This window comes from Teichococcus vastitatis, assembly GCF_003604215.1.
In the GTDB taxonomy this organism is placed as follows: Bacteria; Pseudomonadota; Alphaproteobacteria; order Acetobacterales; family Acetobacteraceae; genus Pseudoroseomonas; species Pseudoroseomonas vastitatis.
Genome location: NZ_QXGS01000014.1, coordinates 56,908 through 69,826, shown reverse-complemented (window position 1 = coordinate 69,826; position 12,919 = coordinate 56,908). Strand labels below are relative to the sequence as shown.

Genomic DNA, 12,919 nt, shown 5'->3' with positions numbered 1-12,919 from the left:
CCCCGCCGAAGAACCTTGATTGATCATGCTGCTTCTTCCTCGATCATGCTGGCCAGCCAGCAGTCATTATCGAATGCCGGGGCTTGGATCAGGTCGCCTGACGCGATGACGAGGCTTCGCCGACGCAGTCAGGCAAACGCACTGAGATAAACTTCCATCGTCAAGCCACTGCCGCTGTACTAACCCGTCATACCCGAAGCATCGACCACAGCCCTCTCAGCAACGCTTCTGCATCGAATGCAGACTGAACAGCGATTGATCTCCCGATCTGGCACGCTGAAATCCATACGAGATCAGGATGGCGATCATCGGATCGACCCTTCGGGCACAGCCTAAAGTTGACGGACCTCATTGCGGCGTCGGTGAAAGAACCCGTGAGCAGCGGTTAAGTTTAGGTTCTTTTATGAGAACTTTCGAGGCATCCGCGACGGCTGGCGAGTGCATCCAGTTTCTGCCTTGAAGACCTGGGTTCAGGCGCCACACCACTGTTCAAGCTTTGAGCGCGTCTACTATTCCTGTCTGACTTTTGTAAGCAGGCAGGCCCGCCAAGCTTGCGTCACCACTTCAGAACCTCGTATGGCCGGCGAGCGACGCCCGTATAGGTCGATGATTCAACAAGGCTCACAGCCGTGAAGAGAGTTCAACAAGCAGTTCTCGCGACCTCTGATCCTGTGACGCAGACCTGAGAAAATTTTAAGGGCTTTGCGTCCACGACGGCTCGTGTCTCACCAAGGACCGGTTGCAGGGTAGTCGGCTGCTAAGCTGGCGGTTCAGCCTTTCCCTGGCAATTTTGATATCTGGCTGAAATCTTACAACGGATCTTGATCGGGCATGCGACAGTGTTGCGCCGGCGGCACCACAGGACATCGCAGAGCACGCCGTCATGGATATGGCGACATGCTTTTCGCGAACACCTTCAGATTCAAAGCGTTGCGGGGAAATGAGACGGACGGCACTTCTCTGCTGCCACAAAGAGACGCAAGATCCGGTTCACTCTGCAGGCCTTGGACAAGTGGCGAAGGTACAGCTCGCGGCCGAACCTTCGCTATTCCGCCTCGGCGAATCAGTGCCGGAGGTTCGCTGTAACAGGCAGCTCCTGGCCGGATCCGATCACACCGGTCTGTAAGATTCACGAAACAGATGCGACCAACGCTTGGCTGAAGCCGCTAAGCGATCAACGCGCTGCCGATCGAGAAGACGCCGACCAGCAGCACACTGCCCTGGTCAAACTCCAGCAGCAATCCGTTCGCATGCTCCCGGCCAAGCTGGTCCGGAGCCATCGCACCGTCGGCCCCTATTCAGCGCAGCGTGGCTGGGCCGCCTGGTGTGATCGAGGCGCTGTCATCCAGCGTCACAGTGGCCAGCCCGTCGCCGTCGCGATCCGTCAGGCCCTGATCGCCGCCCGCGATCGCGATGTTTGCCGGGCAACAGCGAGTACGGGATCTTGCCACCCAAGATCCCCAGCGCCGTCTCGGCAATGACCCACTGCTCCGGCAGGTTGTCGTCCGTGATGTCCGCGACATGGCTGACGAACGGATGTTGCGTGCACCCTTGTTGTCGACGAGCCACATGCGTCATGTCATAGAATAGGCGTTTTCCCCGGCGACACGGACGCGGAAGTAATCTTCCACGGCTTAGCCTTCGGCGTGGGTAGCCCTGATGCGGATACCGGAATGGCCGAGCGCGCCGAAGTCCAGCGTCAGCACAACCGATGCGCCGATCTCGGCCTGAGACACTACCGATGGGTCGGATGTTCCACAGTGAAGCTGTAGCCTTTGTCGGACATGGCCTTCAGTTCGATAGTGCGGGCCTCCGCACCTCTCCAGACCAACATATCCTGCATTGGTTCGGCGGCTTTCTTGGCATGCAGATCGCGCATGGCATTCTCCATCACCCGTGGGCGTTCGGGAGCCGCAGCGTTGTTAGAGTGCAGATAACGTCGCTAGGATGAAGTGGATATATAAACGCCTTACAGCCACCGATCGCGTGCGCGTTGATGGATGCCGCGCCTGGACTGATGCATGCTCATGCCAGGATCTGGGCCAGCCTCGTTACCGACTCGTATGGCGGGAGCAGAGCGAGGGAACAAGCAGCTCGACTCGCTGTCGCCCTGGAAGCTGACGTAGATCATTCTCCTGGCCATTCCTGTGGTTCAAACTGAACGCAGGTCCGACCTGCCCGGGTCTGTCCAGGTCGAAGCAGGGTCGGCGATACACGCGAGTTCGGCAGCTCCGCTTCGAACCGATGAGCGATGCCTGTGGGCCGGCACAATCTTTTCCACTCCACCCCTGCCCCATCGAGCGGCAAGCGACGCCGCCACGGCCTGGTAGGCCACGGCGGATATCTTTCGCCGGCGTTGCTCCAGGCCCGTTCACCGTCATGCGATCCGAGGATACTCCGGCACGCCCGGCACAATCAGCTGCCGGGCAGCAAAGGTACGGACTTTCAGCAGCAGGGGCGGTTGCGAAGGTGGCGAGCATCCATCAGGCGAAGATGTAGTCGCTTGCACCTTCGTTCAGCGGCACTGCAGTGTCTGAGACGAGGTAGAAACGCCCTACCGTACCGCTGTCATCAACGATGTTGTAGAGATAGAGATGATTGTCAGGCGAAACCGATGCGACCCTCAGATGCGCATCGTCGTTGAAGCCTTCGAAGCGGATGATGTCCGTACCGGTGGCCGCATACCGCAGGCCTGCACCTTCGAAGTCCTGGATGGTGTCGACGGTGCCATCCGCGAGGTCGGCGGCGAAGATAGAAAAGGTGTCGTTGCCGCCGCCGCCCACCAAGCTATCCTGGCCAAGCCCGCCGCGCAGCGTGTCGCGCCCGTCGCCGCCATTGATGGCATCCTTGCCTCCCATCCCGTTGATGGCGTCGTTGCCAGCGCCGCCGACCAGGCGGTTGGCACCCGCGTCACCGCGAATGGTATCGTTGCCCGCGCCGCCGACGATATTCTCGATGCCCTCCAGCCTGTCGTGACCGCCCTGGCCGTCCTGGCTGGCACGCTTCGCGGCAAGGTCGATCACCACGGACCGGGTGGCCAGCACGTAGTCCGCGGTGTCGCTGCCCTCCCCACCATCCAGCAGGTCGTTTCCGGCGGCGCCCCGCAGGATGTCGTTGCCCGGACCGCCGAACAATTTGTCATTGCCGCCCAGACCATTGAGCGAGTCGTTGCCGGCGAGGGCGTCCAGCCGGTCATTGCGCTCGGTGCCACGTAGATTGTCATTGCCGGTGGTGGCGCCCGGCGTGCCGCCCGGGTTTCCGGAACCGCCGCCGATCGACAACCGCACGACGGACGGATCATGATCGCTGGTCTGATCCGCGAATTCCGCATTGATGTGGACGATGTCGTATTCTGTTACCGCCCGCAGGGACGCGCTGACCAGGATGTGGTCGAGCGCCTGCGAATTGCCGTCGAAGACGTAGCCGTAACGCTCGTCGTCAGGCAATGTCTCGACCTGATCGAACAACACCCTCTCGCCGCCCGGGATGAGGGTTGCCGTGGCGGCGATCGGGTCATCGGCGGGCACGTCATAGCCCTCGATCCGGGCAAGACCTTCGAGAACGTCGAGCGGCTCCTCGAACTCAAAGTCGTTAAGGTCGCCAGCGACCACGATCCGGGCACCGCCATCCGAGGCGAGCAGGCCATCAACGAAGTTATTCACAGCCTGCGCCTGGGCGGCCCGCTGCACTTCACCGCCGTTGAAGGGCGGCTGTTCCTCGTTCAGCAGCGCGCCGCTGCCGCCCTTGGAGGTGAAGTGGTTGCTCAGGACGGTGACCGTATCGCCCCGGAAGGTGAAGTCGGCGGCGAGCGGCACGCGCGATTCGTAGAATGGGTTGTCGGGATTCGCCGCCTGCTCGTCGTAGCTGCCCGGCTCGGTGATGGCGCTGCCATCGGCGGCGACGGTGCGGAGCGAACCCTCCACCAAGTCCACGCGGTCGGTCCGGTACAGGAAAGCATTGCGGATATTGCCGCCCGGCTCGCCGCCAACCGCGTCATCATTGACGAAGGGATTGTCGGCAAAGGCGTACTCGACACCCTCAGGCGCGGCTTCATTCAACGCCGCGACGAGCAGCCCTAGCGTTTCCGCGGCGGAGGTGACGTCCGTATTGCCGGGGCCGTCATTATCCTGCACCTCCTGCAGCGCCACGATGTCCGGGGCGCCGAGATTGTTCAGGATCTCAGCCGCGATGATGCTGAACCGGGCGGCACCATCGCCTGGATCGAGGTTCTCGGCGTTGTAGGTGGCCACCGTCATGCTGGCGGAGGCGCCGGTAAGCTGCGTGGTTTCGCGCTCCAGCGTGCTCTCGGCCGTGACGGTGACGGCCTGGGTCGGCACTACTTGGTATTGTCCAAAATCATAGTTGACGACACCCGTCACGTCGCCGAGCCGCGCGCCCACATCGACTGCGGGCGCTTCGAAGCCGGGCAGCACGCCGGTATCCGGATCGATCTGGAAACGTTCCGGATTGAAGTCGCCGCCCGCCGTGTTGGTGTCGCCGAAATCGGAGGCTCCTCCGTCGATGTTGAGGGTTCCGCGGGCGGAGAAGCCGGTGCCGAAGGGTTGGCCATCCGGGCCGGCAACGGCAGTGTAGATCTCGCCGAAGCCGCTGGTCGGGGAGACGGCAGTCGGCGCCTTCAGGGTTACGAGCATGCCTTCCAGGCTCTCGAAGAAGGCAGCGCCAGCGGCGAGGTCCTCCGTCGGCGGCAGGCGGCCGTCAGTCCCGCCGATCAGCGTCGGGGCGATGCTCGCATCGGGATCACCATCGACCACGTTGTAGGCACCGGAGGTCGTCGCGGCGATCTGGGTGGTCGGCAGGCTGCCCCGCGCGGCGCCGGAGGGAAGGTATTCGTCGACAGTGCCGGTCACCTCCACCAGCTGCCCCACCTGCACGGTGGGGGCCGCATTGGTGAACACAAAGACAGCATCTGAGGTGGCGTCATCGCCATCGCCGATGGCCGACTGGATGTAGAAGCCGCGGCCGCCATTGGTGTCGACAGCGGTGACGATCCCCCGTGTCGTGACCACCTGGTCTTCCAAGCCGGAGCGCTGCTCGTTTCCCTGAATGGTGTAGATTTCGGTGGTCGTCGGGGCTTCGGGCTCGTCCGGCTCCTCGCCGCCGGAATCACCCGAGGAAGAGAGCGTCTGCCGAATATTGGGCGAGCCGGGCGTGTTGCCGGCCGAAGCACTCCAGGTGAACTCGGCGTATTCATCTCCGATTCCGGCAAGCTGGAGCGACTCGCCCGTCGGCACGGCGCCGGTTTCCTGAACACCGATGTCGGTGCTGGTCAGACCTGCAGCGGGACCATTCGTGGCTGTGATGCTGCCCTCGTAGCTCAGAAATTGGACCACCTGTCCGGCGGCATTGACCAGCGCGACGGCATCGGCATCGCCATTCTGGATGCCATTGGCCGGATAGTTCACAACCAAGGTCCCGAAGCCACCCTGCTGGTCCGCGATGGTGCCAGACAAGGTGCGGGAATTATAGGACTGGCCGTTCGAACCGTTGTAAAGAACAAGGCTCCACCCGGTGAGATCGGTTCCAGCGGCACCGGCGATCTCGACAAACTCTCCGGAGTCTACGCCGTCATTGTCGTAATGCAGTTCGTTGATCCAGGCCATATGTCCCTCCCGCGAATTCAGCCAGATTCAGTATCAGCCGGAGCGGCGCACGAAAAATGATCGTGCCATGACAAGGGATCATGCTCCGGAAGGAGTGCGGGGCGTGACCGTCGGCGAGGTGAAGCGCTTGGCGAGGCAGTCGGCTGACAACGTCAATGCTGTCACGAAAGGATTTCCCCTGCCGCCTGGCAGAAACGATCCTGCCGGTGCGGATGGCGACGCGCCGGAGCGTCGACGTTCGGCCGTATCGGAGGTCCGACGCGGCGGCTGTGAGGCATGGGCGGCCCATGTCAACAGGATCGTCTGCCCGTCTGGGCGGGTGGTTCCCTGTTCAGCTCCGCCGCATCAGCAGCGTCATCCGTCCGCAATGAAACTGCCTAAATTTCGTTGCTAGAAGGCGATCCAGATTTGTGACACTTCGTGGCCCATGCCGGAACGGTTGGCTGGAGTGGTCCTTCCATGACGTTTTCCTCGCGGCTTACAGCGGGTAGCTTCAGCGGCAGCATAACGCGGCCGCCGCCAGCAACATCCAGTAGCAGAAACGATCTTGTCGCAGGGTCAGCGAGGCTGGCGGAACGGTGAGGAACCATGACGTGCCGGAGAAGCACCAAGCAGATACCGTCGCCCTGGCGTATGACCGCTGGGCGCCGATCTACGACATGGTCTTCGGACCGGTCTTCCGAGAAGGGCGCCGCGCCGCGACCGAGGCCGCCGAGCGAATCGGCGGACGGATGCTCGAGGTCGGCGTTGGCACGGGCCTGTCGCTCTCCGGCTATCGGCGGGACAACACGATCTTCGGGATGGACATTTCGGCCCCGATGCTCTGGAAGGCTCGGGGCCGCGTCAACCGGCAGCGCCTCGGCCACGTCGGCGGTCTCGCCGTGATGGACGCCGAGCGGCTGGCTTTCCCGGACGCCGCCTTCGACGTCGTGGTGGCCCAATATGTCGTGACGGCGGTGCCCAACCCGGAGCGGGCGCTTGACGAGTTCCTCCGGGTCGTCAGGCCGGGCGGGGAGATCGTGATCACCACCCGGGTCGGCGCAGAAACCGGGGTTCGCGGCACCATCGAGCGTTGGCTCATGCCCGTGACGAGTAAGCTCGGTTGGCGCACTGAATTCCCCTGGCGGCGTTATGCGGATTGGGCGGCCGGCGCACCGGACGCGCGTTTGATCGAGCGCCGCCCCCTGCCCCCGCTGGGCCACTTCTCACTGGTCCGCTTTGTGAAAGCCGAACGGGGCATGAAACAGGGCAGCCCGGCGAAACATGATCCATCGACGTTCAAGGCCATGCGGACGACAGCGCCGCATCCGGTCCTGTCACCTGAGGGGGAATTGCCATGAACGGCTTCGTTGAGCACCTGCGGGAGCAGCGCTGGGACGATCATCGCTACTACCACCACAGTCGCGTCAACCAGAGCCTCCACCTGGTCAGTGCGCTCAGCTTCATCCTTGCGTATCTCATGGTGTTCAAGGATCCGGCGATCGCAGCGCTGATCGGATGGCTGGTGGCCATGACCAGCCGGCAGATCGGGCATTTGTTCTTTGAGCCAAAGGGATATGATGAGGCCAATCAGGCGACGCATGAGCACAAGGAGGAAATCAAGGTTGGCTACAACCTCTACCGCAAGATCGTCCTGATGTCGTTGTGGCTGCTGTCGCCATTGCTGCTGGTGGTGGATCCTTCTTTGCTCGGCACAGTGCGACCTCATGAAACGGCCGGCGAATTCGTGCGGCACATGGGCTACCTCTGGCTCTTCCTTGCCGTGGCCGGGTTGTTGTTCCGGATGGTTCAACTTTTCTTCATTCAGGATCTGCAGACGGCGCTGGTCTGGGCAACGAAGATCATCACGGACCCGTTTCACGACATCAAGCTGTATCACCGCGCGCCGGGCTATCTGCTCAAGGGTGAATTGATCGATCCGACGATCGCGCGCGAGCATCCCCGCTGAGGCACCATTCGATTGGAAGTGGCATGCGGCTCACCCGGCCGGGTTCGGCGCGCCTCAGGCTGCGCTGGATCGCTGCTTCCGGCCACGCCGGTGACGGAACATCTCCCTAAGGATCTGGCGTCGGATTGCTTTGTCCGTCGTGGCTGGGCCCGCCCACCAACCGTCGCGCTCCATGGCTGCCGCTGCCGCCAGGAAGCGATCCATCACCACGACGAAATCACGGTCGGTGTAGTTCAGGCTGAAAATCAGACGTCCGGTGCCCACCCAACTCAGCGCGAGACCTTCCGCCCTGAGGTAATATTGCAGCATCCAGTTATAGCGCGATGGCCGCGTGTAGAGAACGGTCCAGATCGTCGACAAATTGGCTACTTGCACCGGCAGCCCGCCCGCCGCGAGGCGGCGGTTGAGTTCCTCGGCGCGCCCATTCCAGCGCTCCTCCAGCCCTTCGTAGAGCGACTGAATGCCGGGATCTTTCAATTGCCGCAGGAAGGCATTCATGGTGCCCATCACATAAGGATGAGAATTGAACGTCCCGCGGGCAAAACAGACATCCACAGGGTTGTCGTCCCGGAAGCGCCGCATCAATTCACGGCGGCCGCAAAGCACGCCGATTGGCAGGCCTCCACCCAGCGTTTTCCCATAGGTGACAAGGTCGGCCCGGACGCCGAAATAGTCCTGCGCGCCGCCCGGAGCAAGGCGGAAGCCGACAAAGATTTCGTCGAAGATCAGCACGATGCCGCGTTCCGTGCAAACTTCACGCAAGCGGCGGAGCCATTCGGTATAAGCGGCGCGATCGTAGTTCGCGCGTCGGGCGCTCCCCACCAGGGAGGAATCCGCCGGGGCGCCCATGTTCGGGTGCAGCGCCTGGAGCGGGTTGACGAGGACGCAGGCGATATCGCTTCGCGTGCGGAGCACGTGCAGGGTTCGCTCCGACATCTCGGAGAGGGTGTAGGTCTCGTGCGCTGGAGCCGGGTTGCCGATGCCGGGCTGCACGTCGCCCCACCAGCCATGGTAAGCGCCCGCAAAGTGGACAAGATGCGAACGCCTGGTGTGGTAGCGGGCCAGCCGAACCGCCTGCATCACCGCCTCGGTGCCGGACATGTGGAAAGACACCTCATTCAGCCCGGAGATCTGCTGGAGCAATACGACGTTCTCCGCCACCACGGGATGATAGGCGCCGAGAACCGGACCGAGCTCGCGCACGCGGGCGGCGCCTTCCTCGATGCATTCCTTGTAGAAGTCTTGGCCCAGCAGATTCACGCCGTAGGACCCGGTCAGATCGTAGAAGCTGTTGCCGTCCAGGTCGGTCACCGTGGTGCCGCCGGAGGAAGCGAGAAAGGAGCCTCCCGTGAGGTGCCGGCGCAGGAATCGACTGTACTGGAAGGGAACGCGATAGGCCGAGGTGAACTGCAGGTCCGACAGGCCTTCCTTCGCCTTCTCCGTCAACGCTGCGGTGCGCGGAAAACGGTCGCGATAAAGGGCGGCAAGGCGATAGAAGGCCTCGCGCCGCCGCGCAACCACCTCCTCCGCGGCTCCGTCCGAGTCGAAGAAGCGGTCTTCCCCGAATTCGTAGAAGGGGATCAGCGACGCGACGCGACGGGCCATCCGGGAATGCCCGGTGAGGGAGCGGTGCTTCGCGCGGGACAAAGCGAGGCGGGCACGACCCCTGGTGAGCAGCGCGGTCAGCACCCCGGCACCTGCCGCATAGGAGGCGATCGTGCCGAAACCCGTGATCAACATGCGTATGTCCTTTGGAAAGGCTGATGCCGATGCCGACACTCCGCTCCACACTCGCGCGGGTGGCGCAGCAGGAAGATATCAACTTCCTGCTCACGAACCGCATTCCGCGGCGGCTGGCGACGCGGTTCATCGGCTGGCTGAGCCAGATCGAGCAACCCTTCGTGCGGGACCTCTCGATCGGGGTCTGGCGGCTCTTCGCGGATCTTGACCTCAGTGACGCCCGGAAAACCCATTTCCGAAGTCTGCATGACTGCTTCATCCGCCAATTGAAGGAGGGAGCACGCGCAGCCGATCCTGATCCCCTGCTGCTGGTCAGCCCCTGTGACGCGATTGTTGGTGCCTTCGGCACGGTTGCGCGCGGTCAGGCCCTGCAGATCAAGGGCTTCCCCTATCCGCTGCGCGACCTGCTGGGCAGCGAGGCCGAGGCCGCCCGCTATGAGGGCGGACAATACGTCACCCTGCGGCTGACCTCCAGCATGTACCATCGCTTTCACGCGCCACATGATCTGGTCGTGGAAACTGTCACCTACATTTCTGGCGACACCTGGAACGTGAATCCCATCGCGCTGGAGCGGATCGAGCGGCTGTTCTGCAAGAATGAACGCGCGCCGATCCACGCGCGTCTTGCGGGTACGGGCCATGCGATCGCGATGGTGCCCGTGGCGGCCATCCTGGTGGCCAGCATACGCCTTTCCTTCCTGAGTGCTGTGCTGGACCTGCGCAAGGCCGGCCCACGTCGCATCCCCTGCGACGTTCCGCTGCGCAAAGGTGACGAGATGGGATGGTTTCAGCACGGCTCGACCATCGTGCTCTTCGCGCCGGCCGGCTTCCGGTTGTGCGCGGAGGTGCATCAGAACACCACGATCCGTGCCGGGCAGCCACTGTTGCACCTACCTGAGGCCCACATGGAAGTTCGGGACGCTTCCGAAGTGCAGGATCATGCAGGTTCAGCTCCCGACCAGGCTCGTCAGTAAGATGGGCTGTTGCGCAAACAGAGATCCTTCTGCTGGATGCCTGCGGCTGGTCGTTATGCTGGGTCTATGGCACGCCCCCATAAAGTTATGATGACCGCAGGCGGACGGATCCGTGACATCGAATGGTTGTAACGGCGGCCCGGTTCCTCTTGAGCGGCACGAGGAACGGAAGCCGGTGCCGCCGATGTCCAGCCGAGCGGAACCTGTGGGTTGGATCGACCGCTCCCTGCGAAGGAGGATCTTGCCTCCGCACGGCATGCGGAAGCGGTGCGCCCCTGTCCGCAGGCCGGGCGAAGTGGAGATGAGCGGATGCCGTGCCCGTCATGGCTCCGTCGTGCCCAGGCGTGTCCATCTCTAGAGTTCTGCATGCTGAACGAGGTGGTGTAAGGTCTGGCTTCATCCAGCCCGGGGAAGCCGGCGCGGACCGCCGCCGGAACGACCGCTGAATGGACCGTCTTGCAGCTTCGGGATTGGCGCTCCCTGCAGGAGGCAGAGCCATCTTCCGGATGCTGCCGGGAGATCCCACTCCGCCGGCTCAGGGCCATTGCATTGATGCACGAGACGCATCAATCCGCGAACAGATGCATTTATCGGGATGGTCGCTCTGGACCTATAGCTTGTTCCCGAAGCTCTGCAGATCTCCTCCTGTCGTCCCTCGATTGCCCTGCCGGTGCGAAGCGGCGGCCGGATCGAAAAGATGGAAACGTCCATGAACAACCGCAGGCAGATGTTGCAAGCTGCTCTCGCCCTGACATCCTTGGCCGTGGCACCGGGCGGCGCTGCGGCGAGGGCCGAAGCGCTGTACCCTTCGCTGAGGCTGTTTATTCCGGCCAATCCGGGTGGCGGCTGGGATGGATTGGGGCGGGCCATCGAGCATGTGGTCCGCCGCGCGGGTCTTGTTGATGCCGTTCAGGTGGAGAATGTCGGCGGAGCCGGCGGCACCGTTGGTTTGCCCCGCTTCCTCACGCAGTATCGCAATCGGCCGGAAGGACTGATGGTGGCCGGCAGCGTCATGGTGGGGGCCGCCATCGCCAACAAGTCCGCAGCCGGTGTTCTGGACGTTGCGCCGGTTGCCCGCCTGACCGAGGAGGTCAGCGTTCTGGTGGTGCCCCCGGATTCTCCCATCACCGACATCCGTGGCCTGCTGGACCGCCTGAAGAGCAATCCCGGCGCCGTGTCGGTGGCGGGTGGCTCGGCTGGCGGCACCGAGCACATCACGCTCGGGCTGATGCTCAAGGCCCTGGGGCGCTCGGCGCGCGAAGCCTCCTACGTCGCTTACTCCGGTGGCGGCCCGGCCCAGGCAGCCGTTCTCGGCGGCCAGGTGGTGGCAGCCATCTCCGGCATCTCGGAGTTCGGTGAGCAGATCCGGGCCGGTCGGCTGCGCGCGCTCGCCACCACGGGTGAGCGGCGCGTCGGCCCGGACGTCCCGACCCTGAAGGAGAGCGGCGTGGATGTGGCCCTCCCCACCTGGCGCGGTGTTTTCTGTGCGCCCGGCCTGAGCGCTCCGCAAAAAGCAGCCCTGGTCAGCTTGATGGAGCGGATGCACGAGACGCCGGAATGGCGCGAGATCCTGGCACAGCGCGGATGGGACGACGCGTGGCTTCCAGGCGAGGCATTTGGCCGCTTCCTGGCCAGGGAGGTCGCTGAAACCACCGCGGTGCTGAAGGATATCGGCCTCGCTTGACCTGCCGGCGTCACGGCGTCTCAGATCTGCTCGTCGCCCCCATCGCGGCGCTGCCGCACGAGGGCGGCGAGTTGCTCCGCCGCGGGCGACAACGGACGCGAGCTGCGCTGAACGAGGGACAGGGACCGATGGATCACCGGGTCCACGAGCGGAACGGCCCGCAGGTTCTCCTGGCTCGCGGACATCATCGCGATCCGCGGCAGCACCGAGACGCCCAGTCCGGCACGGATCAGGTGAAAGGCGCTCGACATATGCAGAACTTCGTAGGTCCAGGACAACCGCAATCCGGTACGCGCCAGCGCATCCTGGATCATCGTGCGGTGTACGCTCGTCCGCGCCGCGAGGATCACGGGATGGTCGGCCAGCTCTCGCCAGGTTAGCCGCCCGCATCGGGCCAGTGCGTGCGTGGCATCGCAGGCGAGGACGAAGGGATCTTTCAGCAATGGTTGAACCGCCAGTTCCGCGTCCCCGGTCGCGGCGGCCACGGTGATCGCGAAATCAGCTTCGCCACGGGTCACGCTCTGCAGCGCTTCCTGCGCGGTCATGTCCAGGATCCGCACGCGCACCCGCGGATGGGTGACGCGGAAGGCCGCCAGGGCTGGAGGGATGAAGTACGGCACCGCTGTCTGCAGGCAGGCGACCACGACCCAGCCACGATCCGGCCCACCCAGATCCTCGACGCCCTCGAGCGCATTCTCCATCTCGTTCAGGGCCCGCCTGAGCAGTGGCAGAACCTGCTGGCCCAGCGGGGACGGAGCGACGTGCCGCGTTGTTCGCTCCAGCAGCGGGCCGCCCAGCCTTTCTTCCAGGCGCTGGATGCGACGGCTCAGGGCCGGTTGCGACATGTTCAGCCGCGCCGCCGCCAGGCCGAAGCTGCGAAGGTCCAGCACGACCATGAGCGCCCGGAGATCCAGGATCTCGAAATTGATGCCCATCCTGCATGAATATACCG

General features: G+C 63.6%; 8 protein-coding genes. 4 read left to right on the top strand and 4 right to left on the bottom strand.

Annotated features, from left to right (window positions below):
- Nucleotides 1-1,735 precede the first annotated feature (1,735 nt).
- The gene (locus tag D2K64_RS24465) at nt 1,736-1,879 is read right to left on the bottom strand and encodes a hypothetical protein (RefSeq protein ID WP_157985881.1); all 144 of its coding nucleotides are present in this window, start codon (nt 1,877-1,879) and stop codon (nt 1,736-1,738) included.
- Between the two features lie 604 nt (nt 1,880-2,483).
- Entirely contained in the window at nt 2,484-5,621 is a 3,138-nt protein-coding gene (locus D2K64_RS15750) for an endonuclease/exonuclease/phosphatase family protein (protein WP_120009334.1), read from the bottom strand.
- Between the two features lie 593 nt (nt 5,622-6,214).
- Between D2K64_RS15750 and D2K64_RS15745 the strand changes: the two genes are divergently transcribed.
- Both D2K64_RS15745 and D2K64_RS15740 read left to right on the top strand, forming a co-directional pair.
- Complete coding sequence (locus D2K64_RS15745) at nt 6,215-6,961, top strand: class I SAM-dependent methyltransferase (protein WP_202910693.1); 747 nt, start codon at nt 6,215-6,217, stop codon at nt 6,959-6,961.
- Nucleotides 6,958-7,569 carry a hypothetical protein gene (locus D2K64_RS15740; protein ID WP_120009333.1) on the top strand — a complete coding sequence of 204 codons (612 nt, stop codon included), beginning with the start codon at nt 6,958-6,960 and terminating at the stop codon, nt 7,567-7,569. The genes D2K64_RS15745 and D2K64_RS15740 overlap by 4 nt, the downstream gene beginning before the upstream one ends.
- Nucleotides 7,570-7,623: 54 nt before the next feature.
- Here the strand turns inward: D2K64_RS15740 and D2K64_RS15735 are convergent, their stop codons facing one another.
- Entirely contained in the window at nt 7,624-9,309 is a 1,686-nt protein-coding gene (locus D2K64_RS15735) for an aminotransferase class III-fold pyridoxal phosphate-dependent enzyme (protein ID WP_120009332.1), read from the bottom strand.
- Between the two features lie 23 nt (nt 9,310-9,332).
- Between D2K64_RS15735 and asd the strand changes: the two genes are divergently transcribed.
- Nucleotides 9,333-10,283 carry an archaetidylserine decarboxylase gene (gene asd / locus D2K64_RS15730; RefSeq protein ID WP_202910692.1) on the top strand — a complete coding sequence of 317 codons (951 nt, stop codon included), beginning with the start codon at nt 9,333-9,335 and terminating at the stop codon, nt 10,281-10,283.
- A gap of 670 nt (nt 10,284-10,953) precedes the next feature.
- Entirely contained in the window at nt 10,954-11,967 is a 1,014-nt protein-coding gene (locus tag D2K64_RS15725; RefSeq protein ID WP_238384224.1) for a Bug family tripartite tricarboxylate transporter substrate binding protein, read from the top strand.
- Between the two features lie 20 nt (nt 11,968-11,987).
- Here D2K64_RS15725 and D2K64_RS15720 read toward each other — a convergent pair whose 3' ends face one another.
- Nucleotides 11,988-12,902: a LysR family transcriptional regulator gene (locus D2K64_RS15720; protein WP_120009330.1), complete on the bottom strand. Its 915-nt coding sequence runs from the start codon at nt 12,900-12,902 to the stop codon at nt 11,988-11,990.
- Nucleotides 12,903-12,919: the final 17 nt, after the last annotated feature.